The organism is Gammaproteobacteria bacterium (assembly GCA_016200485.1).
In the GTDB taxonomy this organism is placed as follows: Bacteria; Pseudomonadota; Gammaproteobacteria; order Tenderiales; family Tenderiaceae; genus JACQEP01.
The window spans coordinates 12665-36600 of sequence record JACQEP010000025.1; the positions used below are offsets into that span (position 1 = coordinate 12665).

Sequence of the window (23936 nt, forward strand, 5' to 3'; positions counted from 1 at the left end):
GCATTTTCAGCAGACGGTTAATACGCCATCTGCCAGCCGATAACGCCGCTCCGCACGTGCCGCCAGCTCAGTATCATGGGTAACGATCACCAGACTGGTTCCCAGTTCACGATTGAGTTGCAGCATTAATTCAAAAACATGCGCTGCAGTTTGGCGATCAAGATTTCCCGTCGGCTCATCGGCTAAGACACAGCCGGGGCGCGTCACGATCGCCCGCGCCACGGCAGCACGTTGCCGTTCACCGCCGGAGAGTTCACCGGGTTTGTGTTGCAGACGATGACCAAGCCCGACACTTTCAAGTATGGCCTTCGCCTGTTGCCGCGCATCCGGTACGGTATCACCGCGGATCAACAACGGCATCGCCACGTTTTCCAACGCGGTAAATTCCGGTAACAAATGATGGAACTGATAGACAAAACCCAGTTTTTGATTGCGCCAACGACCTAATTCCGCTTCACCCATGCCAGATAAATCGCGACCACCGATTTTAATCTCACCCGAGGTGGGACGATCCAGCCCGCCGAGCAGATGCAGCAAGGTACTCTTGCCGCTACCGGAGACACCCACAATGGCGACGCACTCGCCACGCTGCACGCTGAAATCCACACCCAGTAAAACATCCACCTCCAGCGGCCCTTCGACGAAGCGCTTGCTCACGCCACGGCATTCCAGCACGATCTCACTCATAACGCAGCGCCTCCGCCGGCTGGGTACGCGAAGCACGCCAGGCAGGATAAATCGTAGCCACCAGACTTAAACCGAATGAAAGAGCACTGATCAAAATCACATCTGACCAATGCATCTCGGAGGGTAAATCACTGATGTAATAAACATCTGGCGACAAAAACTTAACATTAAAGGCCTGTTCGATTGCGGGCACCAGTGTCTCGACATTTTGCGCCAAGGCAACGCCACCGATAACACCGAGCAAGGTGCCAAAGACACCAATCACCACCCCTTGCACCACGAAGATCAGCATTACACTGCGCGGACTAATACCCAAGGTTCGTAAGATTGCAATATCAGATTTTTTATCGGCGACCACCATCACCAAGGTCGAGATGATGTTGAAGGCTGCCACCGCAACGATCAAGGTCAGGATCACAAACATTACCGTCTTTTCGGTCTTCACTGCCTTGAAGAAGTTGACATGCTGCCGCGTCCAGTCAGTGACCACGTAACCATACGGCAACTCCTGCACCATCTTATCCGTCAACGCCGGGGCCGCGAACATATCCTCAAGCTTTAAACGCAGACCAGTCACCTCCCCCGGCACTAAAAATAATTTAGCCGCATCGTCGAGATGAATCAGCGCCAGCGCACTGTCGTATTCATACATGCCTGCTTCAAAGATGCCGACGACGTTAAAACGCTTGAGTCGCGGCATGATGCCCACTGGCGTCATCGTCGCCTGCGGCGTTACCAGCGTCACCTTATCCCCAGTCTGCACCCCCAGCTTGCGCGCCAGTTCGATGCCCAGAATGACATTGAATTCGCCAGGCATCAGGTCTTCGAGCCGCCCCACCACCATATCCTGCGCCAGACTCGAAACCTTAGGCTCATCTGCTGGCAATATCCCGCGCACCAGACTGCCGCTGACACTGCCATTGGCGGTGAACATGCCCTCCGCGCCGATGTACGGCGCCATTCCCACAATCTCGGGATAATGCTTGAGCATGGGGGGCAGAAGTTGCCAATCGCGCATCCCGGCGTTGGCCGAGGTGATCACCGAGTGCGAGGCCACGCCCAGGATACGGGTGCGCAGCTCATGCTCGAAACCATTCATCACCGACAACACCGTGATCAAGGCCATCACCCCCAGGGCGATGCCCGCCATAGAGATAAAAGAAATGAACGAAATGAAGTGATTACGCCGCTTGGCGCGGGTATATCGCAGACCGATAAAGATTTCTAGAGGACGGAACATGGGCACACATTAAAGCACAGCTCACCATAAAATGCGCCTGCTTCCGGCTTAATAAATACTGACTCGACCCACCATCGAATCCCTGCTCATTTAACTTTTTTTTACAATTGCCGACAACCATATCCCGCACGAACAAACGGCGAATGTTCAACAGTCCTCCCCGGCCAGCGATTCCCCGGGATCGCTGGCGGATAACTACCCTCCTTATTGACCATGCCATGTAAAGGGACTTGTATGCAAAAATCACTAGCTGCAGTTAGACAAAGTTTCGGGCGGGCGCTGACCAAGCGTAGCTTCATGCCCCGGTTCTATGAAATTTTCACCAAGAGCAACCCGAGCATACCCGCGATGTTTAGTAATACCAATTTTGAAAAACAACATGAACTCTTGAGCCAATCGATCAATATGGCGATCTTGTTCGCCCAGAACAATATCATCGCCAAAAACGCCATCACCAGAATCAGGCAATCACACGATCATGAACATCTCAAGATAAAACCTGATCTATATCCACTGTGGATTAATAGCCTGATCGCGGCCTTGAAAGAGTCTGATCCAGAATTTAGTCCAACCCTGGAGAAACAATGGCGCGAGATTCTTGCGCCCGCGATTGATCACATCACGGCCGGTTACTGATCCAACGACGACGGACAGCTCGACTTTAGGCAACAAGTACCGCACCGGGGCTTGGTGCGGCAAACATCCTTGCCATGACACACGATCAAGGCATGGTATTCGTTAAAGAGTCTGATCCGTTGCTGGCGGCTGCCACGCGCCAAGGCCTTTTCAAAGATCTGCCGCAGTTGCTCATAGGTTTCATCGCCGGCGATCAACCCTAAGCGCGAAAAAATCCGCCGGGTATAAGCATCGATGACAAACACCGGCCGCTCACAGGCATAGAGCAAGATATCATCCGCCGTCTCCGGGCCAACACCATTCACGGCCAGTAATTCGTGGCGCAATGTTTTGTCATCCAGAACTGCCATGCCCTTTTCGGCGCCGACGGCGAGATACCAGGCACAAAAATTATGCAGACGTTTGGCTTTGACATTGAAATAACCGGCCGGACGGATCAGCGCTGCCAGACGGGCGGGTGTGAGCGCCATAATACGTTCGGCATCGAGGCAATCATGGTCACACAGATTGGCGATAACCTTTTCGACATTGGTCCAGGCCGTGTTTTGCGTCAACACGGCACCGATCATGATCTCAAACGGTGTTTCACCCGGCCACCAATGTTGGGGGCCGCAATGTTTGAAGAGTTGTTGATAAACGGATCGAAATGTCACCTTGGTATTAACCTGGCCCGCAACATACATCCAATTAAGTTCCCTCCCCCTTTCAGGGGGAAGGCGTTTTCTGACTACCGTTAATGACGCCGCCGCGCAGATGGTCCTCTTTCACGTCCCTGCCGCGCACCCGGCAGTTTCCTTTGCATCCGTCGCGGGGCTGGGGCTTCATCCAGCAGCGGCGCCAAACCAACACTCACCCGCAAAGTATCGATTGTTTTCTGATCCAGCTCATCGAACTTGCCGGGTTTAAGGCCACGGCGCAACGTGATTGCTCCATAACGCACACGAGTCAAGCGGCTAACGACCAGACCTTGCGACTCCCACAAACGCCGCACCTCACGCTTGCGACCTTCACGGATAATCACGTGGTACCAGTGATTGGCGCCTTGACCGCCGACATCGACCACCGATTCAAAATGCGCTTTGCCGTCTTCCAGCTCAACACCTTGTTGCAGGCGCTGAATAATTACGGCATCGACCTCACCCATCACACGCACGGCGTATTCACGTTCGATCTGACTCGAAGGATGCATCAATCGATTGGCGAGTTCACCGTCGGTCGTCACCAGCAACAGACCACTGGTATTGATATCCAGCCGACCGATGGTAATCCAACGGCTACCTTGCAACTTCGGAAGATTGGCGAAGATAGTCTCCCGGCCTTCGGGATCGGAGCGGGTGCAAATTTCGCCTTCCGGTTTGTTGTAGGCCAGCACACGATGTTTGATGGTCGCCTGCGGGCGCAGTTTGATGATCTGGCCATCGACACGAATGGTATCGCTCGGCTCCGCCTTGGCGCCGACGTTCACTACGGTGCCATTGATACTGATGCGCCCGGCCTCGAGCATCGCCTCGATTTGACGGCGTGAGCCAATGCCCGCTGCTGCCAGCAGTTTTTGTAGACGTTCTGCCATGTCCAGTTTTAATCTCTATGGGTTATTGACGCGGTATCACTCTCTCCCGGCCCTTAGGGCCACCCCCTCTCCCGCACGCGGGAGAGGAAATGCTTGCTCAGCAGCAGACTCTTCGAGAGCTGCCCCCTCTCCCACTTGTGGGAGAGGGTTGGGGAGAGGGCGGGAATTTCCTAAATGAATCTATTGAGCAAGCCGGGTTCAGTTTGAAGCCATAGCCTCAGTTTCGAGTTCTTCTTCCTCGACATTTACTTTTTCCATTTCAAAAACTAATGCTTCTTCAGTCTCAGCCGTTGTTGCCAATTCCGCCGATGCGGGCATTGCTTCGCCGTCTGCGGGAGTTTCTGTTTCCAGCAACGACTCCAGCACCTCGGCACCCGCCGCCGCTGCATCGGGCTCGTTGGCAGCATCTTCCTTGCCAGGTTCAGGACCAAAATCAAGCGCATGCTCGATGCTGTCGATGTTCTTGAGATCCGCCAGCGTCGGCAGGTCGCTCAAGTTCTTCAGATTGAAGTAATCCAGAAATTGACGCGTGGTGCCGAACAAGGCGGGTTTACCCGGCACATCGCGATGACCCACAATCCGCACCCACTCACGTTCCATCAAGGTCTTGACGATATTGGAGCCAACGCTGACACCGCGAACATCTTCGATCTCGGCACGAGTAATCGGTTGCCGGTAAGCGATCAGCGCCAACGTCTCCAGCACGGCGCGTGAATAACGCGGCGGCTTTTCTTCCCACAAACGCGCTATCCAGGTAGCAAGCGCGGAACGCACTTGATATCGGAAACCAGTAGAGACTTCCACCAATTCCACCGCCCGTGATTCGCAATCGGCCTTCAGGCTATCAATTGCTTCACGAATTTCTTCTCTTGACGGCTGTTCTTCATCCATAAACAGCGATAAGAGCTGATCAATACTCAGCGGTCGACCTGCCGCCAACAACGCACCTTCAACAATCTGCTTCAATCGATCACGATTCATGGACATGTTGTCTTGCCTTCACATAAATAGGGCCAAAGGGTTCGTTCTGAATTAATTCAATCAACGATTCCTTGATCAATTCGAGTATGGCAAGCAGTGTCACCACCACTCCCATGCGCCCTTCCTGGACATTGAATAACGATGCAAATTCGGTAAATACATCGGGCTTTACCGCGGCCAGGACATTGGTCATGCGCTCACGTACCGACAACGCCTCGCGCTGTACATGATGATGGGCGAACATCTCGGTGCGCACCAGGACATCCTTGAACGCCAGCATGATTTCTTTCAAATCGACCTCAGGATGCGGCTTGACCAGCTTCAGTTCAGGCGCCTTGGCGCTGGTTTCAAACACATCGCGTCCCACGCGCGGCAGCGTGTCAATGTCTTCCGCCGCTTTTTTGTAACGCTCGTATTCCTGCAAACGGCGCACCAGCTCGGCACGCGGATCTTCTTCTTCGCCCTCCGCCGCTGCCGGTCGCGGCAGCAACATCCGCGACTTGATCTCGGCCAACATCGCCGCCATCACCAAATATTCCGCCGCCAGCTCCAGCCGCATGTCCTTCATCAGCTCGATGTACTCCATGTACTGGCGGGTAATCTCGGCGATGGGAATATCGAGGATGTCCAGGTTCTGCCGGCGGATCATGTACAACAGCAGATCCAGCGGACCTTCGAAGGTTTCCAGGAACACCTCCAGCGCATCCGGCGGGATATAAAGATCCTGCGGCAACTGGAACATCGCTTCACCCCTGATAAAGGCGAAAGGAATTTCCTGTTGCAGGGCAATTTCGGTTGTTACGGGTTCGCTCATGTTTTGCCTATATTTATCGGACGGGTTTGAAACCCGCCCCTACCGGTATTCCAGCCCCATCGCCTGGCGCACTTCTTCCAACGTCTTACGTGCTTCGTCGCGCGCCGCCTCGCAGCCTTCATTGACTATGCGCCGCACCATCTGTGGATTGCGGATATATTCTTCGGCACGCTCCTGGATCGGCTTTTGCTCCAGCAACACGGAATCGATCACCGGCTGCTTACACTCCAGACAACCGATCCCCGCCGAACGGCATCCCTGCTGCACCCACTGCTTCACCTCCTCAGAGGAATAGACCAGGTGCAATTGCCAGACCGGACACTTCGCCGGATCACCCGGGTCCGTGCGCCGCACGCGTGCCGGATCGGTCGGCATGGTGCGCATCTTCTTCTCCACCTCTGCCGGCACTTCACGCAGGCTAATGGTGTTGCCATAGGACTTGGACATCTTCTGTCCGTCCAGGCCGGGCATTTTTGAAGCCGGTGTCAGCAACGGTTGCGGCTCGGGCAGGATGACTTTACCGCCCCCCTCAAGATAACCGAAAAGCCGCTCCCGGTCACTCAATGTGACGTTCTGCTGACCTTCGAGCAGCGCCCGCGCCGTGGCCAGCGCTTCATGATCACCTTGTTCCTGAAATTTAGTACGCAACTCTTTGTAAAGTTTTGCGTTCTTCTTCCCCATTTTGACAATAGCCGCTTCAGCCTTGGCTTCGAAATCCGGTTCGCGACCATAGAGATGGTTAAAACGCCGCGCCACTTCGCGCGTCAGCTCGATATGCGCCACCTGATCTTCACCTACCGGCACTAAGCCAGCGCGATAAATCAGGATGTCCGCACTCTGAAGCAGTGGATAGCCGAGAAAGCCATAGGTCGAGAGATCGCGATCTTTGAGCTTGTCCTGCTGATCTTTGTACGTCGGTACCCGTTCCAGCCAGCCCAGCGGCGTCATCATCGACAATAGCACGTGCAGTTCGGCGTGCTCCGGTACCTTGGACTGAATAAAGAGCTTGGCCGAACCGGGATTCACGCCCGCGGCCAGCCAGTCGATCACCAAGTCCCAGACGCTCTCAGCAATGATCGCGGGATGTTCATATTGCGTGGTCAGCGCGTGCCAGTCGGCAACAAAAAAGAAACACTCATATTCGTGCTGCAGCCGCACCCAGTTCTTGAGCACGCCATGATAATGGCCCAGATGCAATTTACCGGTGGGCCGCATCCCGGAGAGGACGCGCTGATGATGAATGGCTACTGTATTCAAAGAGTTAATATTCCAAGTTTATGTTAATTATTATGGCCTCAACCACCCACCAAACTGATGACCAGGTTGTTCATGATATCCATGAGCGGTTGCATAATCTTACCCAATAAACCCGCTGCCAGCAGACCCAAGATGATAAAGAAACCATAAGGTTCTATCTTGCTATATGGGATCGCATAGCGAACCGGCAACAGACTGGTCATGATCCGTCCGCCATCCAAAGGTGGCAATGGCAACAGATTTAACACCATCAAGGCAATATTGATGGTAATCCCGATACTGCCCGTCAGTACCATCCACTCGCCGTACATGGGCTGGCTGGCAGCGACGCTGATACCGATCTTGGCGACCACCGCCCAGAAAATGGCCATCGCCAGATTCGCCATCGGCCCCGCCAGGGCGACGAAGGCCATATCGCGTTTCGGATGCCGCAAATTACTAAAATTGACCGGCACCGGTTTGGCCCAACCGAACAAAAAACCACCCAGCGCCAACAACAATATCGGAACTAACACCGTCCCGATCGGGTCGATGTGTTTCAGTGGATTCAGCGACAAGCGCCCCATCATATAAGCGGTCGTATCGCCATAGTGGCGCGCCACCCAGCCATGCGCCACCTCATGGAGTGTGATGGCAAACAAGACCGGCAACACGCCGATGGCAATCTTCTGGATCAGACTCAACTCTATCATCTGTGCAATAAGTTAATTATATTTAATAGGTTATCATTAATAGTTAATGTCGATTATAAATCATGCCGCACTCGTGTCACCTACAACCAAATCAATCCGCTGCGGCGGATCGACACCGCAATAGCCACCGTCAATCACCAGCTCCAGGCGATTACCTAAGGTCGCCTCGATGTCGTAAGGATCGGTCAGCGGAATATCGTCCCCCGGCAACAGCAAGGTGGCACACACCAGCGGCTCGTCCAGCGCCTGCATCAAGGCCATCGCGATTTCATTTTTCGGCAGGCGTAATCCTACCGTTTTTTGTTTCGATTGCCATAACCGGCGCGGCAATTCCCGGGCCGCAGGCAAAATAAATTCATAGGGCCCCGGCACCTGACCGCGGATCTGGCGAAAGGCAACATTATCCACCCTGCCATAGCGCGACAGTTCCGCCAGATCACGGCACATCACACTCAGCGGAAAGCGCTCATCTGCCCCCAGAATCCGCCGCAGCCGCTCTTCACCGGCCTTGGCATTCAGGGCGCAGGCCAAGACATAACAAGCATCTGTCGGCATGGCGATCACCCCACCCCGGCGCAAGATATCCGCCGCTTGCTTGATCAATCGCGACTGGGGATTGTCAGGGTGTATTTGCCAAAGCTGACTCATAACCCTGAAAACAACCTGTGAACCACAGAGGCACGGAGAACACAGAGAAAATCCATAACGCAATGCGCGTGCAGGATCGGCCGTACCGCAATCGCGCCAAAGACAACTTTCCATTGTAAGCCAAGGGAAAGCGGCGCTGTTGAGATCGAAGTTTTATCTTCTCTGCGCACTCTGTGTCTCTGTGGTAAATAATTTAGGAATTAAAGTGAACCCCACGTGCTCCAGATCGGCATACACCCCTCCGGCAACACTGGCAACGCGGCCATCTTGAGCCAGGTCTGGCTCGGCCCGTGATAATCCGTGCCCCGCGAGGCATAAAGCTCATGGCGTTGGGCCAGCTCCGCCATATGACGGGTGTGAACACTGTCCTGGCTTCCCGAGACCACTTCAATCCCGATGCCGCCCACCGCTTTAAATTCTTCGATCAGGGTGCGAAGCTTGGTTGCCGTCATATTGTAACGCCCGGGATGAGCAATCACCGCCTGCCCACCGGCCGCCGTAATCCAGGACACCGCCTGCGCCAGTGTCGCCCAATCGCTGCCGACATAGGCCGGCTTGCCCTGGCCGATGTAACGGTCAAAGGCGCCTTGCAGGGTTTTTACGAAACCCTGATCGTGGAGAAAACGGGCAAAGTGGGTACGACTCAACACTCCACCGTTGGCAAGCGCCTGAGCTCCCGCCAAGGCTCCGGCAAAGCCCAGTTTTTCCAGGCGCCGCCCCATCTCTTCGGCCCGCTCCATTCGCATCTGACGCAATCCGGCCAGCCCACGCTTCAATTCCGGGTACTCCGGATCAAAGCCAAGCCCTACGATGTGAACCAGATATTTCTGCCAATTAACCGAGATTTCCACGCCATTGATGAAACCGATACCGGCCGCTTCGGCCGCCAGCCGTGCCTCAGCCAGTCCGTCGGTGGCATCGTGATCGGTGAGCGCCAGCACCTCCACCCCCGAGGCGGCGGCATAGGCCACCAGGGCGGCGGGCGCCAATTCGCCATCAGAGGTGGTCGAATGATTATGGAGGTCATAACGCGCCTTGCGGGTCTGCGAATCCGTCATCACCGTGAAAAACCACCCTCAAGAACAAGACGCGCTATGATAAGATGTTTGACTGATTAAAGCCATTAAACGCCCAATATCAAACCACAGTAAGGAAGAGAATTTTTAATGAAGTTTCTATTCGATTTTTTCCCGATATTACTCTTTTTCGTCGCCTACAAGGTCTCCGGTATTTTCGTCGCCACCGCAGTGGCGATCGTCGCCTCGTTCGCGCAACTGGCGTGGTATTGGCTACAACACCGGCGCTTTGAAACCATGCATCTGGTCAGTTTCGGACTGATCGCTGTGTTTGGTGGCGCAACACTGGTGCTGCAAGATGAAACCTTCATCAAATGGAAGCCCACCGTCTTGTTCTGGCTGTTCGCCGTGGTCTATCTTGGCAGCCAATACATCGGCAAAAAGACGATCATTCAACGTATGCTCGAAGCCAACATGTCACTACCCTCGCCAATTTGGAAACGACTCAATCTGGCATGGACCGCATTTTTCGTTGCCCTCGGTTTCATCAATCTTTATGTCGCCTACAATTTCAGCACCGACACCTGGGTCAACTTCAAAATGTTCGGCTCGACGTTATTGATCCTGGCATTTATTTTCGGCCAAGCAATGTACATCGGTCGTTACGCCAAAGATCCGGTTGCCGACAATCAGGAGAATTCCTGATGCTCTACGCCATCATTGGTGAAGATGTTCCTGGCAGTCTGGATAAACGCCTGAGCGCAAGACCTGCGCACATCGCACGCCTGCAACGATTGAAAGATGAGGGCCGCCTGCTCCTGTCCGGGCCATTCCCGGCCATCGACAACAACGATCCCGGTCCGGCTGGGTTTCTTGGCAGCCTGATCGTAGCCGAATTCGATTCACTCACCGCAGCCGAAACATGGGCCGCCGCTGACCCCTATATCGAAGCCGGGGTTTACGCCCACGTCAGCGTCAAGCCCTTCAAGAAGGTGTTACCCTGATGACCACTGATCGCGTTGCCATGATCCGCAGCCGGCTGGAGCAGGCACTTGCGCCTACGCAGCTGCAAATCGTCGATGACAGCGCCAAACATGCTGGCCACACCAGTGCTGGCGGCGCCGGTCACTTCAATATACTCATTATTACCCCCGCCTTTTCCGGAAAGGGCTTGTTAGAACGGCATCGAATGGTCTACGCTGCCGTTGCGGATATCATGCCTCATCATATCCACGCCCTCAGCATCAACGCTAAAACACCGGAAGAGATCAACACATTCTAACTATTAAAGGACTATCCCATGTTTAAACGCTCAACCCTCGTTGCCTTAGTTTCCGCCGTCATTGCCGGCGCCTCATTAACCTCCCATGCTGCCACCGACCCTGTGGTTGCCGTCGTGAATGGACAAAATGTGACGCAATCACAATACATCACATACGTCCGTAGCGAGACCCCAAACAGCAATCTTAATCTCAACGATCCTGCGGTCCAAAATCAGTTGTTTGATACCTTCCTCAAGCGTGAAATTCTATTCCAGGAAGCGCAAGCCAAAAAGGTTGATCAAGATCCAGGCGTGATCGCCGTCCTTGAAGAACAACGCCGTGCTGTCATTACCAAAGCACTGGTGGGGCAGCTGCTACAAGCCAACCCGATCAAAGAAGAGCAGGTTAAGGCCTTTTACGATAAAGAAGTTGCTGGCAAAAGCACCCAGGAATACAAGGTACGCCACATCCATGTCGAGTCTGAAGATGCGGCCAAAACCACCATTGCCCGCCTCAACAAAGGCGAGGCATTTTCCAAGCTGGCCAAGGAAGTTTCTAAAGACGCCTCTGCGACCAATGGCGGCGAATTGGGATGGCTGCAACCCGAGGCATTGCCGGCACCGGTTGCAACCGCCATCAAAAACACGCCTGCCAAACAGTACACCCGCACTGCCATTAAAACCGATAATGGCTGGCATATCATGATGGTCGACGAAACCCGGCCGCTGACTCCGCCGCCCTTCGACTCCATCCACGACCGGATTGCGGGCATGCTGCAAGGCCAACTCATTGATAACTACGTTAACAGCCTGTCCCAGAAAGCCAAGGTTGAAATCAAGCTGCCGACCAAAGACGCAGCCAAACCTAACTAATTTCTTTTTAGACCCGAGATCTACGCCCCGGAACATAAATTCCGGGGTGATTTTTGTTAATTGATTTGCTGTCGCTGATCTCGATATCGCGAAAACAACATCCACCCCACCGCCAACACCACCAACACTAATTGCAGTCCCACGCCCTGAATGGTGGGATACACGCCCAGGAATTCCACTTGCGGGACATTCAAGGGATTGACCGCCAACTTACCGGCTGCCTGCAATACCGCAACTCCCTTGCCCGCGAATACTACCGCCAACACAAACAACAGGGCTGCGTTAACGCGGAAAAACAAGGCCAATGGCAAACGCACGCTATAGCGGAACAACAGCCAAGCCACCAGGACCAATAACGCTGCCGCAATGGCAAAACCGGCAAGCACATAACCGCGCCCGCCTTCATCCACTTGCCACCACAGCGTTTCATAAAACAGCACCGTCTCGAATACTTCACGATACACGGCGATAAACGACACCAACACCAAACTCCACATCGTGCCTTTATCCAACACCGTGCTCACTTGGTCATGGATAAAACCCTTCCAGCGTTTGGCGTGCGAATAGTTATGCAACCAGAAGCCCACATAGATCAGCATCGCAGCCCCCACCAGGGCCATGACACCCTCGGTCAATTCACGACTCGCACCGCTGAATGACACCAGATATTTCGCGACCGCCCATGTCACGCCACCCAACACCAGTGCCACAATCCAGCCGATATGAATGTAACGTACCGCATTCTGACGCCCAACCTTGTTCAAAAACGCCACAATCGCGGCCAATACCAGGATCGCCTCCACGCCTTCGCGCAGCAAAATGACCATGGCGCTACCCATGGCCGCTGCCGGTGAAAACTCCTTGTTGCTCACTTTGGCATCGGCTTCGGTCAAGAGATGATTGATGTCCGATAATTGCACTGTAATCTCATTAACAGAGACTCGATCACGAATCGATTGCCGGAAGGCCGCCATCTTTTGTTCAATGGTTGCCTTTAACTCCGGAGCACCAACACGCAAACCCGGTTCTGCCAATTCAAAACCTTCAAGATAAGCACTGACGGCCAGGTTATAGGCCACATCAGGCCGTCCGGCACGATACTCTTCCAGGCTCTTGGCCAAGTGATCTCTGGCGATATCCAGTGGCGCTGAACTCTTTGCCTGGGACTGTGGCAACACTTCGGGATGTTGCCGCAAATATGCCAATACCGACGCGCCATCACCACCAAATCGCCGATCGATCGCTTCAGGCGTTGTCTGTGTCAAATCTGCGAGCGAAGCAATCATCTCGCGACCTTTCCCGCTCTGCCACAACTGTTCTCCGCGAAAACGGTCATCCGGAGCAGCAAGGAAATTACTGACATAAAATGCAAGCGCCCAGCGTTCCTCCTCACTCAGCTCAGTAAACGGGCGCATTTTGGTTCCGGTCACACCCAACGAAATGGTGCTGTAGAGACTATAAATATTGCGTTGTTCTTGCCGTTCCCGCTTGTGGAAATTGATGGGCGGCGGACTCAACCCGGCACCCGCCGGGCCATCCCCAAAACCTTCAGCCCCATGACAGCCTTTGCAATTACGCTGATAAAGCGCTTCACCCACCCTCAGTGACGGCGCCTTTGTCGGAACAATGACCACCTGATACGCAGTCACAAACGCTGACGCGAGTTGCGCACACAATTGTTTTACCTCTTCGCCTGGACGCTTGGCTTCGATAGCCGCCACCAGTTGCTCGGCACGTTGCTGTAGCATTGGCTTTTCATTTACTTCAGGCGATTCAGCAATCAGTTTACGGACTTGAAGCACGAATTCATGTTGCTCCGAATATTCGTCTTGATTAAGCACAGCGCCATTTTGGACAACACCAGGGTAATCCACCGCGACGTAATCCAGCGCGTGTAAAACAGTCTGAGCGGAATCTGCCGCCCAGACATTTGGCGCCCCCACCAATAACCAAACCAGAGCCCAGATAAACTTTCTCGCAAACATGACTGATCATCCAATGCAAATACGAATCGTTCTCAGTAAGATTTTAAAGCGGATATCGGGGTTTTGCAAGCCCTATTTCACTTATTTTGACGCGTTATTTTGAAGTGGCCGCCAGCTCTTCAACAAAGCCGAACTGGGTAAAATCCCGCAGGCGGCGGGGATAGAGAATGCCATCCAGATGGTCGACCTCATGCTGGACGACACGGGCATGGAACCCCTCTGCCAGACGCTCGAATTTTTCACCTTTTTGATCATAGCCCCGATAACGAATCCGGGTATATCGAGGCACCCGGCCGCGCAGCCCCGGCACACTGAGGCAGCCCTCCCAATCCTCGTTGAGCTCATCATCGAGATATTCAAGCTCCGGGTTAATCAGCACCGTCATCGGCACCGGCTCCTCGTTTGGATAGCGAGGATTCTTTTCGACGCCAAAGATCACCACCCGCAGACTTTCGCCGATTTGCGGTGCGGCCAACCCTGCCCCATTGCGATCGGCCATGGTATCGAACATATCCTGGATCAACGTATCCAGGGCCGGTGTGTTAAAATTCGCCACAGGTTTGGCGACCTGCAACAACAATGGATGCCCCATACGTAACACTTGCCGTACTGCCATCTTTACCTCCGAGATATGGCCGATGAAAGATATTTTAACCGGCCAATGAAATTTCACACCCCCTCTCCCGCACGCGGGAGAGGGCTGGGGAGAGGGCCACGACTTCAAGTCTGACTGGAATGATTATAACGTGTGGACGCGATATTTGACTTTAGCAGCAAGCACAGGAGCACCCTTGAATAACATCATTCGTTTGTTTGTCCTTTTGTTCGGCATCAGCCTGATAGGGGCCGCTCATGCCCAAGATAATAGCGATGACTGGTACGACGTGGAAGTCATTGTTTTCGAGCGCCTCAATCCGCAAGACTATGCCCCGGAAAAATGGCCCCAGGGACCTGGATTCCCCGATTTGAATGGTGCAGATGAAATTACCGCCGCAGAAACCAGTCCACATCGCCTGTTGCCGCGAGAACGCTACCGCCTCAATAATGAATACGACAAAATCGCCAAGAGCAAAAACATACGCCCGTTAATTCATATTGCCTGGCGCCAACTCGTCCCCAACCGTGAGCGCGGCGACCGTGTTCATCTGCATAGCTTTAGCGGCTCCGGCAAAACGACCAGCAATCGTCAGGCAACCCCGCTTGATGGCGTGATCAGCATTGGCAAAGGCCGCTATTTACATATCGATTCAGATCTTGTGCTGCACAGAAACAATTCAGGCAGCACGGGCACACCCGAGTTTATCCGCATGAAAGGCGATCTGCGCATGCGCAGCAATGAACTGCACTACCTCGATCATCCGATGGGGGGAATGTTGATTCAGTTTACGCCGGTGAAGGCGAAAGCGGGGACTTAATCGTCTAATATAATCCTGAAAACCTGCAATAAAATGGCCGCTAATGCGGCCATTTTATTGCAGGTTTTCGTACAATCACTTTCTCGTGCTCCGGTCAGTGCGCATATCCCGATGATGTATACTTCGAGGACGATGCCTGCACCTGCACAATTTAGTTCCGGTCAGTGCGCATATCCCGATGATGTATACTCGTGACAGTCACGGCAGCAAGAGAAAGCGAGTTCCGGTCAGTGCGCATATCCCGATGATGTATACTTCCGGTAAAGAACGCTCGCAGGAAGAACTGGTTCCGGTCAGTGCGCATATCCCGATGATGTATACTACAAACTCACACTGGCATCGGCTAGCATGAGTTCCGGTCAGTGCGCATATCCCGATGATGTATACTGCGGAATGTCGTGAGTCAAAATCAACTTGAGTTCCGGTCAGTGCGCATATCCCGATGATGTATACTTTTTAGATACCTATGTCGCCGCCCTTGAAGGTTCCGGTCAGTGCGCATATCCCGATGATGTATACTACGAATGGCATAACCCACTGAATTGTCAGTGGGTTTTTGTCTTATCAGGCTTGAAAAATGGGCGTCCATATTCAGAACAAGTTAAATTGATCCGGTGATTTTTTGGCGGCTTGCTTGGCCTTGCCACAGTAAGAAATGATTCGTTCGTATTGTTTATCGGTAAAGATGAGAATATTGACCTTCCCTCCCTCTGGCAAGGCCTGTTCCACCCGTTTGCAGAAAGTGTCTATCTGCGCCTGGCTGGTACAGAAACGCATATAAACCGAGAACTGCGCCATTTCGAATCCCATATCCAGCAGTGTATTGCGAAAATCGGTGGCTGCCTTGCGCTCACTCCTTTCCACTACAGGCAGATCGAACATTACCGTAACCCACATTAGTCGATACCCGCTAAGCATCACGCTTCAGTCATCAGACAGACTTGCCGCCATGGAGAGCGGAAGCCCTGGCAAGGGGAGATCGAGCTTGTCCCGATCGCCAAGGTAAACCTGAGCCAGAGACACAGCCAGGCGCTGCATACAGACCATGACGGGCGTGGCGCCTGAACTGGTTTGCATGTCATCGTAGAGAGTACGCACCAAAGAGCGTTTGGTATCTGACGTGACATTAACCTCTCCTGTTCGTTGCAAATGCCACACATGCAGGTCCATAACGGGGCGGAATGGCTCCATCAGATCATCAACTAACCGCATCGGATTGCCTTCATTGGAGTGATGCAGCCCCAGCGTAGGATGAAGCCCCGCTGCAATGACGGCACGTGCGGTAGCAGCACGCAGCACTGTGTAGCCGTAATTAAGCAAGCTGTTAAGCCCTCCTCCATTCTGATCGCGCCGAAAATCGTCGCCAAACAGTAGCCCCCAATAACGGCGAGCCCCCTGAGCCTCCAGATTATCTGGATCGCCAGAGCGTACCTTAGCTGTCAGCGCCGCCAATGGAGCAACGGGTGCCCCCGCTGCTTCGAGGGCAGCAGCCTGTTGTTGCAGCTTGCTGCGCACCACCTCTGCCCACAGCCGTTTGTGGGTGGGGCGCGATGCTGCAATCTGCGCATCGAAACGTTTGGCTTGCTGAAAATTACCGTCCACCGGCCACAACATGCCGATGGCATTGTGATTGGCCGCACACAGCACAAACGGTGCACCACGCTCAGCCAATGCCACCAGCAGGTTGTTGGTGTAACTCAAGCCATGCGCATTGACGATGACAGCCGCAATATCATCCAGCGGCACCTGCCCCAGCTCTTTACGCTCCCCCTCCGTATCCTGTACAACCATAAAACCACGGGAAACAAACAGGTGCCGCCGGTCATCGGCCACTTCAACGATGCGGCCTATCATGGTGATTACCCTTTGAAGCCTGGATCACGCAGGTCGCCTATAGGTGACAATGTAATCTTACGGGCCCTACCTGCTTTCAGATCAGACACCCCAATTTGGGACAATACAAACTCATCATTCAAGGCAATTCTTTCCACCGTACTAATCTGATCGACTGTTTTTCCCTCTTTTTTGATCAGATTTCTGGCCTTCCTTCTCTCATCATATCGCTTGCTAACATTGGCCTCGCTCAGCTCTGTAAATGTCGCACCACCTTCTACGCTCATCTTCACAACAGATAAGAGGCGATTCTTGATGCCTTTATAATCCATGCGAATTACATCACCAGGCATAAGCTTCATAATCAAGCTTCCTGGCTTGCTTGATAATTTTGTGTTGATCATTTTGTGAAGAACGTGTGCTTGATAAACTTTCCCATAACCAAACTCTCGTGCAAACTGATATGCCTTGAAGACTGGAATCGTTTCCATCACCCATTCTCCTGCATCGTCCTCTATGATCTCCAGGCAATAATTTCCATCCGGCGCATAGCCCTTATATGGTCTAGGACCGCCATCTACTGAGGTTCCATGTCTCGCCATCTGATTCAGTGAATAAACTGGAACAACATACTCAATCGTTCTAGTTTTTCCACCCTCATCTCTCTTCTTCTGAATTACCGAACCATCTGGCCTTATGCCATAAGCCGTATCTTTAAACATGGAGCCTTCAAAACCATGATCCGGTTTATGACTAACAACAATATTGTTCAGCGCCCGCTCTACATGCTCGCGGTAATTAACCCACGGCAGTGGCATCTCCTCAACCAACCGGTCAAGCTGTCTTTCCCGCGCACTGGCACTGGCCTTGGCAAAGCGCTGCAACAACCCTTGATCGGTAATACCAATCACGGCGGCATCGAGCGCATGGTGGCGATGGTCATTACGGTTCTTTATCTCGGAGCCTGACAGCAGTTGATTGAGGCCAAACTTGCCGCGCAGCAATGCCGTCATACGGCCAGGAATGGCACGCACACTGTTGGGCGGGCAAATCAGCGATAGATACTCCTTGGCAATACGCGACAAATAGGCGGTATCGTTCAGCGACCTGGCAAGAAAATCTTTATCTTCTTTGAGCCAGCGCTGGTAACCATCGGGCGCAAAACGCTTGGCTTTTTCCTTGGGCATGAGTGCTGCACGCTGAAGGATGGCGACATAGTCATACTCGCTGTTATCGGCAAATGCCTCATAGGGCGCGCGATTACCTTTGTCGCGGTTGGCTCGACGTAACGACACCGTTTTGTTGTTCATACTGTCATCCAGTGTTTTGGAGAAGGGCAGAATATGCTCGATCTCTACATCATTGGATAACAACCGCTCAATACTGATCTGCTCACCTGTATAGGGGCATTGCCGGTCAGCAATGTTATTAATATTGAGCTCTCTCCAGAGCTGCATTTTTTGCGATAGTTCACGGCGCTTGGCCTTATCGAGATTGTCAGGAGTCAGCCCCAGCACCACACATGCTTCGGCGACATGCTTGTTATTGAGGTCTTGTCGCTCCTTTTGTTCACGCTGTATTTCCTGCTTTCTTTCATGGCCAAGCTTAAGATCACGCGCCACCTCCACAATAATTTCGCTGGGATGGCCATAACGCTTGATGAGAGTATTTACCACCTTACGCAGCTCGTTCAGGCCAATATGCACCGTAGGGTTGGCGATCTTGCCATAACGCTCTTCATCATTACGCGGGTTGTCCTTAGCGAAAGCGACATGGCGAAGTAATGGAATGCCGTAATAGGGCAGAGACTCCATGATCTCGCCAGTTTGCTGCGCATGTGAAAGTTCACTGTGGCTATCAAACCCTGCCCGCGTAACTGCTCCTGAGTAAACAACCACATCATTGACCAGCTCTGGTAGTATCCGAGCCAGGGCTGCACGACTCAAACTGCCATAGCCTTCTGGCAGACCGACACTGGCAATGCGTTCTGCCGTTGGCTCATCCACGCCGGTATTATCCTGTAACCACGCCACCAGCGCAGATTCGCTGGCTTCATTCAGCAACTTTTCCACTATATTGTCTTGCAGTTCAGGAACAAAGCCATGCCACCGATCGCCGAAGGTCATCTCTTTTGAAAGCATTACCGAGGTAACATTACCCTTCAAGCGATCACGCTTAATGTCCTCAAGATTAAATTTGGTAGTTCCCGGTAATTTCAGCTTCTTAAGCATCGCCGTAAATCTCACTTCACTCTGATGTTCAAGAAGATCAATGATCTGATTTCGCTGCTCAAGCGTTAACTCCTGTTCCCGCAGGTCAGAAGTTAGGTATCGCAGGTTATTGACCTCCTGATAAATGCGGAAGCGTTGTGTACTTGGCAGGGCCTGCGGCGCGCGCTCCTCATTAGGCAACAGCGTACAGCGTCCTGGTTTGATCGGCTTGAGTGGACGCTGATGCAGCAATATATCTTTGAATTCATCACGGGCTGCATCATTGAACAGCAATGGATTCAAGCTATTCTGTTTGGCCCATAGCATATCGAATTCATGCTCGATCATAGCTCGGTTAGCATAAAAATCGTAAGCCTTGTCCTTCTGGGTTTTGCCGCGCAAACGTGCCCGCACACTTAGGCGCGCCTCATGGCGTTTTGCTAGCCATTCGCCCAGGGTCTGACAGTTTTCCTGTTCCAGTTTGGTGTACAAATCCTTGATAGCCTTTTTGAGTGCGCCACTGTCGTTGTCTTTCTTGTCTGTCTTACGGTTACTTAAAAACCCACGCCGCTGGTTGATGTGAAACAAGGCACGGGCGAATTCGGGGCCGCTCAGGGATTCGTACAATCCCTTTTTGCGCAAGGCATAGGGATCGAGCTTCACCAGCTCTCGACGTTGACCATCATCCTTCGGAAAAAAACCAAGCTTAATCAGCGATGCCATCATGCGTTCTTTGCGTTTCAACAGCCGGTCGCGGCGGCGGCGCATCTGGCGGGCATTGCGGCGGGTGACGGCAAGAGAGCTGCCATCTTTGGGATTCCGCCCATCGGAGAAGATGCGAACCCCCATCCTGATAACGGCAATGGGTTCATCGTTGGCATTCAATCGAATCAGACACCAGCCGATTGACGTTGACCCCATATCCAGAGCCAACCGGTATCGCATTTTCGGTAGCATACTTCCCCTCCCGTTGATTTTTATTGAACCACCACTTTATACTGGTACCCGTTACTACATCGGGATATGCGCTCTGTCCGCTAACAAGCTGAAAGATGCACCAAATGAAAGGCCGCTATATGCGGCCTTTTTCATGTTTGGCGATATAAACCTTATAGATAATACTTATTGTCGTTGGGTTGGTAAATGTGTATTTTTAAGCAACTTTTCGAATAAACCAAACCCCCAGTGATTATCAATTCCTCGTCACAGAATGGTCGTTCTAACGAGTATCTCCAACATCTCGCACACTTGACTACAGCTTCCCTTAAGACAGTTTTCGATTTCTTCCATGATAACCACTCCACTGCTGTGGTGAACGGGATAGTATGGCCATCGCCATGCCGGGGGTGACTACCCCGGCGGGAACACCACAGATAAGCAAGGGTGAAAAAATTCAAATAGTTATTAAAGTCATAACTGACAACATAATTAAACAAAACTAATTGACTATTAATAAGTTAATATCTATTATTTTTATCATAACTAATTAACTAACTACCCTCATGAGACCCCAAAACCAAGCGGCAAGAAATCAATTGACCACGGAATTGCGGCGAAACGCCCCTGTTTCGGCGGCTGATCTGGCCGGTCACCTACGGATCAGCGTACCTACGGTTTTGCGCATACTGCGGGAACGAGGGGATCAAATCGTCCGCATCGGCACAACAAAGAAAGCGCGCTATGCTTTACGCCGCCCGTTGCGCGGTATCGCACACTCTATTCCTGTCTACCGCATTGATATTCAAGGCAAGGGTCATAGCTGTGGAACACTGGAGCTCGTGGAACCCCATGGCTCGGTCATGGATCTGGAGATCATGGGTTGGCCTGTCGATGTTGAACATAGCAGCGGTTATTGGGATGGCCTGCCCTACCCGTTGTACGACATGCGGCCGCAGGGCTTTCTCGGTAGAAGTTTCGCGCGTCAGACCTACCGGGATCTTGCGCTTCCTTCCAACCTGAGTGACTGGTCAGACGATGATATTGTGCACGCGCTTAGTCAGCGCGGGTCAGATACTATCGGCAATTTGATTGTGGGCGATCACGCCTATGAGCGCTGGCTAACAAGTGTTGCCAGTCCTGAAGCCCCCCCACTGCCTGAATCTGGGCTGGCTGAGTGTTATGCGGACCTTGCCGTTCGTATCATGAACCTGGGCATTGCCGGATCGAGTGCAGCAGGTGAATTTCCCAAGTTCACGGCCAGCCGCGAACTGCCGGGGGCGGCGGCACCGCACGTCATCGTTAAATTTTCAGGCACGGAGGATTCAGGTGCGGTCAAACGCTGGTCAGACCTTTTGGTGTGTGAACATATCGCGTTAACAACCCTGAGGGAAACTACACGTTTACCTGCCGCTCATAGCAGAATCCTGAACGCGCAAGGGCGCACCTTTCTTGAAGTGGAACGCTTTGACCGTCACGGAATGTTTGGCCGCAGCGAAATCGTGACCTTGGCGAGTATCGATGCCGCATTTCTGGGCAGTGCGGAATCGCTCTGGCCAGAATCAATCCGGCGCCTAACCAAGATTAAGCTGGCCAATCAGCTTCTGGAAAACAAGGTACGTGTGCTGTGGTGGTATGGAAAGCTCATTGCCAATTCCGATATGCACATGGGTAATCTGTCTTTCACCTTTACACCAGAACCGGGTAAGCAGCCTGAATTAAGGCTGGCGCCCACCTACGATATGTTACCCATGTTCTATGCGCCTCTCGCGGGAGGGGAAGTTCCTGTGCGCACTTTTGAACCCGTGTTGCCGTTACCGAAGGAACGGGAAGCCTGGTTGATGGCATGTGCAGCAGCGCTACATTTCTGGCAGCAAACGAGTACCGATACACGCATCAGTGATGCATTCAGAAAAGTTTGTGGTGAGAATTACCAGCGATTAAACAACTTGGTACAGCTGGTTTGATGAACAACCTCCCCGGGTTACGCCGCTTGCGCGGCTAATCCAGGCTACATTAATCCCTCACCCCAACCCTCTCCCTGAGGGAGAGGGAGTTAGTAATTTTTTACAGAATCGGTACGAGCTTCTCCAACATCGCACGCACTTGGTCCATGCCACCCTTGAGGCAGTTTTCGATATCTTGCATGGTGATTACGCCACCGCTACGGCCTGCGGCCCAATTGACGCTGACGGCGCAAGTGGCATACGCCATACCCAGTTCGCGTGCCAGTGCCGCTTCCGGCATGCCGGTCATGCCGACCATCGTACAACCGTCACGCTCCAGACGATTGATCTCGGCGGTGGTTTCCAGGCGCGGGCCTTGGGTAGCTCCATAGGTTCCGTACTCACAGCAGTCGATCTTGGCTTGTTTGCTGGATTTGATCATCAGCTGCCGCAAACCTTCATCATAGGGATTGGTGAAATCGACGTGTACGACTTCGTTGAGGCCTTCTTCGAAAAAGGTGTGTTTACGCGACCAGGTGTAATCGACGATCTGATCAGGAATGGCAATGCGCATCGGCGGCAAGTCTTTATGAATTCCCCCGACAGCGGCGACGGCTACGATACGTTCGACGCCGACGTGTTTGAGCGCCCAGATGTTGGCGCGATAGTTGATTTTGTGAGGCGGGATGGTGTGGCCATAGCCGTGACGCGCGAGGAATACCACTTCTTTGCCGCACAATACCCCATGCGTGAGCGGCCCGGAGGGTTCGCCATAAGGTGTGTGCACGACTTCACGCTTAACAATTTCCAGATTCTTGAGTGAAGTAAGTCCGGTACCGCCGATGATGGCGACGTTGCTCATGTGTGGTTGTTTTTCCATTGTGGACATTCACTCCTTTGAGTTAGAGGTAAGGATATTATGGTTTATCCCCTCACCCTAACCCTCTCCCGGAGGGAGAGGGAATAAAAAATTTCTCGGTTTCAGGGGAAATACCCCGCCCTTTTATTCTTTAACGGCATAAATACCGGCAGCATTACGCAGATATCCCTTGTAATCCATGCCATAGCCAAACAAATAGCGGTCTTCGACTTCCAGGCCGACAAAATCAGCCTTAATCATTGCCTCTCGCTTACGAATCTTTTCGACCAGGACCGCTGAATACACTGCCTTTGCCCCGGCATTGCGGCAATCTTCCACGATTGCCTGTAAGGTTAAGCCTTCATCGAGGATGTCGTCGATCAACAAGATGACCCGGTCTTTGATCGGCTGCGAAGGACGGACGATCCAGTTCAGATGCCCGCCCTGCGTTTTGTTTCCATAACGAGTGGCATGGATGTAATCGAGATTCAGAAGAAAATCCAAACGTGTCAGTAGCGTTCCGGCGGTGATTAATCCTCCGGTCATGACGCAAAGCAGCAAAGGATCCTGATCGCCGATTCGGTCTTTGATTTCGACGGCCATTTTATCCAGCGCTGCCTCGACTTGCTGATGCGAACAGAGCAGATCGGCATCTTGCAGGATTTTTCGTGATTCTTCTCGATATTGTTGTGACATAGTCCGACTTTCTTCTAATAGGTAAATGTTACCGTGGCACTATCCATCGCTTCGCTGATGATATAAGCGCCCCCCACGGTTTCGCCAATTTCCGGAATAATATCTTCGCCCCAGTATTCCAGTCCCATCGCACACACCTTGAAACTAACACCGGCAGCGACGGCTTCCTTGATCACATCATACACACTGCGCCCTTCTTTCAACCGCAATCGTTCGGCATGACCTTTACGAACAATGCCAGCCGCGCGCCCGGAAAAAATCACTTCCACATCAAACTCCATTGCAGCAGCGACGGTGGCCTGCGCCAGTGGTGGCACCAGCTCCATGGCGTTTTCCGGATCGCTGTTCATCATGACAATAATTAGCTTATCGGCCATTGTT

25 protein-coding genes and 1 CRISPR repeat array are annotated in these 23936 nt (G+C 52.7%); of the genes, 7 read left to right on the forward strand and 18 right to left on the reverse strand.

Going from position 1 to position 23936, the window contains the following annotated elements; genetic code table 11:
* Positions 1-6: 6 nt before the first annotated feature.
* On the reverse strand, positions 7-687 hold the full coding sequence (gene lolD, locus HY272_14350; GenBank protein ID MBI3773862.1) for a lipoprotein-releasing ABC transporter ATP-binding protein LolD: 681 nt from the start codon (positions 685-687) through the stop codon (positions 7-9).
* Positions 680-1927, reverse strand: coding sequence for a lipoprotein-releasing ABC transporter permease subunit (locus HY272_14355; protein ID MBI3773863.1), 1248 nt, complete (start codon positions 1925-1927; stop codon positions 680-682). The genes lolD and HY272_14355 overlap by 8 nt, the downstream gene beginning before the upstream one ends.
* Positions 1928-2161: 234 nt before the next feature.
* Here HY272_14355 and HY272_14360 point away from each other — a divergent pair, with 234 nt between their 5' ends.
* Positions 2162-2563 (forward strand): hypothetical protein, encoded by a 402-nt coding sequence (locus HY272_14360; protein ID MBI3773864.1) that lies wholly within the window; start codon positions 2162-2164, stop codon positions 2561-2563.
* Here the strand turns inward: HY272_14360 and HY272_14365 are convergent.
* The 8 genes from HY272_14365 to HY272_14400 all read right to left on the reverse strand — a co-directional run bounded on the left by HY272_14365 (position 2557) and on the right by HY272_14400 (position 9583).
* Positions 2557-3246: an endonuclease III domain-containing protein gene (locus HY272_14365; GenBank protein MBI3773865.1), complete on the reverse strand. Its 690-nt coding sequence runs from the start codon at positions 3244-3246 to the stop codon at positions 2557-2559. The two genes, HY272_14360 and HY272_14365, sit on opposite strands and share 7 nt — an antisense overlap.
* Positions 3247-3296: 50 nt before the next feature.
* Positions 3297-4133 carry a pseudouridine synthase gene (locus tag HY272_14370; protein MBI3773866.1) on the reverse strand — a complete coding sequence of 279 codons (837 nt, stop codon included), beginning with the start codon at positions 4131-4133 and terminating at the stop codon, positions 3297-3299.
* Between the two features lie 198 nt (positions 4134-4331).
* Positions 4332-5120: an SMC-Scp complex subunit ScpB gene (gene scpB, locus HY272_14375; protein ID MBI3773867.1), complete on the reverse strand. Its 789-nt coding sequence runs from the start codon at positions 5118-5120 to the stop codon at positions 4332-4334.
* Complete coding sequence (locus HY272_14380) at positions 5104-5928, reverse strand: segregation/condensation protein A (protein ID MBI3773868.1); 825 nt, start codon at positions 5926-5928, stop codon at positions 5104-5106. The genes scpB and HY272_14380 overlap by 17 nt, the downstream gene beginning before the upstream one ends.
* Before the next feature lie 39 nt (positions 5929-5967).
* Positions 5968-7185 (reverse strand): tryptophan--tRNA ligase, encoded by a 1218-nt coding sequence (locus tag HY272_14385; GenBank protein MBI3773869.1) that lies wholly within the window; start codon positions 7183-7185, stop codon positions 5968-5970.
* A gap of 38 nt (positions 7186-7223) precedes the next feature.
* Entirely contained in the window at positions 7224-7877 is a 654-nt protein-coding gene (locus HY272_14390) for a site-2 protease family protein (protein ID MBI3773870.1), read from the reverse strand.
* 60 nt (positions 7878-7937) lie between these two features.
* Positions 7938-8525, reverse strand: coding sequence for a threonylcarbamoyl-AMP synthase (locus HY272_14395; protein ID MBI3773871.1), 588 nt, complete (start codon positions 8523-8525; stop codon positions 7938-7940).
* Between the two features lie 200 nt (positions 8526-8725).
* Positions 8726-9583, reverse strand: a complete 858-nt coding sequence (locus HY272_14400; GenBank protein MBI3773872.1) for a PHP domain-containing protein — start codon at positions 9581-9583, stop codon at positions 8726-8728.
* A gap of 108 nt (positions 9584-9691) precedes the next feature.
* Here HY272_14400 and HY272_14405 point away from each other — a divergent pair, with 108 nt between their 5' ends.
* The 4 genes from HY272_14405 to HY272_14420 are packed head-to-tail and all read left to right on the forward strand — an operon-like array spanning position 9692 to position 11675.
* Entirely contained in the window at positions 9692-10246 is a 555-nt protein-coding gene (locus tag HY272_14405) for a septation protein A (protein ID MBI3773873.1), read from the forward strand.
* Positions 10246-10545, forward strand: a complete 300-nt coding sequence (locus HY272_14410; GenBank protein ID MBI3773874.1) for a YciI family protein — start codon at positions 10246-10248, stop codon at positions 10543-10545. The genes HY272_14405 and HY272_14410 overlap by 1 nt, the downstream gene beginning before the upstream one ends.
* The gene (locus tag HY272_14415; protein ID MBI3773875.1) at positions 10545-10823 is read left to right on the forward strand and encodes a BolA family transcriptional regulator; all 279 of its coding nucleotides are present in this window, start codon (positions 10545-10547) and stop codon (positions 10821-10823) included. The genes HY272_14410 and HY272_14415 overlap by 1 nt, the downstream gene beginning before the upstream one ends.
* An 18-nt stretch (positions 10824-10841) precedes the next feature.
* On the forward strand, positions 10842-11675 hold the full coding sequence (locus HY272_14420; protein MBI3773876.1) for a peptidyl-prolyl cis-trans isomerase: 834 nt from the start codon (positions 10842-10844) through the stop codon (positions 11673-11675).
* A 56-nt stretch (positions 11676-11731) separates the two neighbouring features.
* On the opposite strand, the gene HY272_14425 is transcribed toward HY272_14420, so the two are convergent.
* Positions 11732-13660, reverse strand: coding sequence for a cytochrome c/FTR1 family iron permease (locus HY272_14425; protein ID MBI3773877.1), 1929 nt, complete (start codon positions 13658-13660; stop codon positions 11732-11734).
* A gap of 94 nt (positions 13661-13754) precedes the next feature.
* On the reverse strand, positions 13755-14276 hold the full coding sequence (locus tag HY272_14430) for a peptide deformylase (protein ID MBI3773878.1): 522 nt from the start codon (positions 14274-14276) through the stop codon (positions 13755-13757).
* Positions 14277-14451: 175 nt separating this feature from the next.
* Between HY272_14430 and HY272_14435 the strand changes: the two genes are divergently transcribed.
* The gene (locus tag HY272_14435; GenBank protein MBI3773879.1) at positions 14452-15075 is read left to right on the forward strand and encodes a peptidoglycan binding protein CsiV; all 624 of its coding nucleotides are present in this window, start codon (positions 14452-14454) and stop codon (positions 15073-15075) included.
* Positions 15076-15162: 87 nt separating this feature from the next.
* Positions 15163-15595: direct repeats of the CRISPR family, unit length 36 nt; unit sequence GTTCCGGTCAGTGCGCATATCCCGATGATGTATACT.
* Positions 15596-15666: 71 nt separating this feature from the next.
* Here HY272_14435 and cas2 read toward each other — a convergent pair.
* The 3 genes from cas2 to cas9 are packed head-to-tail and all read right to left on the reverse strand — an operon-like array spanning position 15667 to position 20075.
* The gene (gene cas2, locus HY272_14440; GenBank protein MBI3773880.1) at positions 15667-15993 is read right to left on the reverse strand and encodes a CRISPR-associated endonuclease Cas2; all 327 of its coding nucleotides are present in this window, start codon (positions 15991-15993) and stop codon (positions 15667-15669) included.
* A 6-nt stretch (positions 15994-15999) separates the two neighbouring features.
* A complete protein-coding gene (gene cas1 / locus HY272_14445; GenBank protein MBI3773881.1) occupies positions 16000-16929 on the reverse strand; it encodes a type II CRISPR-associated endonuclease Cas1 in 930 nt (309 codons plus the stop codon).
* Positions 16930-16934: 5 nt separating this feature from the next.
* The gene (gene cas9 / locus HY272_14450) at positions 16935-20075 is read right to left on the reverse strand and encodes a type II CRISPR RNA-guided endonuclease Cas9 (GenBank protein MBI3773882.1); all 3141 of its coding nucleotides are present in this window, start codon (positions 20073-20075) and stop codon (positions 16935-16937) included.
* A gap of 545 nt (positions 20076-20620) precedes the next feature.
* Here cas9 and yjjJ point away from each other — a divergent pair.
* The gene (gene yjjJ / locus HY272_14455; GenBank protein MBI3773883.1) at positions 20621-22021 is read left to right on the forward strand and encodes a type II toxin-antitoxin system HipA family toxin YjjJ; all 1401 of its coding nucleotides are present in this window, start codon (positions 20621-20623) and stop codon (positions 22019-22021) included.
* 100 nt (positions 22022-22121) lie between these two features.
* Here the strand turns inward: yjjJ and HY272_14460 are convergent, their stop codons facing one another.
* The 3 genes from HY272_14460 to HY272_14470 form a co-directional block, all read right to left on the reverse strand.
* Positions 22122-22862: an S-methyl-5'-thioinosine phosphorylase gene (locus HY272_14460; protein ID MBI3773884.1), complete on the reverse strand. Its 741-nt coding sequence runs from the start codon at positions 22860-22862 to the stop codon at positions 22122-22124.
* Between the two features lie 141 nt (positions 22863-23003).
* Positions 23004-23555, reverse strand: coding sequence for a hypoxanthine-guanine phosphoribosyltransferase (locus tag HY272_14465; protein MBI3773885.1), 552 nt, complete (start codon positions 23553-23555; stop codon positions 23004-23006).
* Positions 23556-23569: 14 nt separating this feature from the next.
* A complete protein-coding gene (locus tag HY272_14470) occupies positions 23570-23932 on the reverse strand; it encodes a DsrE family protein (GenBank protein MBI3773886.1) in 363 nt (120 codons plus the stop codon).
* Positions 23933-23936: the final 4 nt, after the last annotated feature.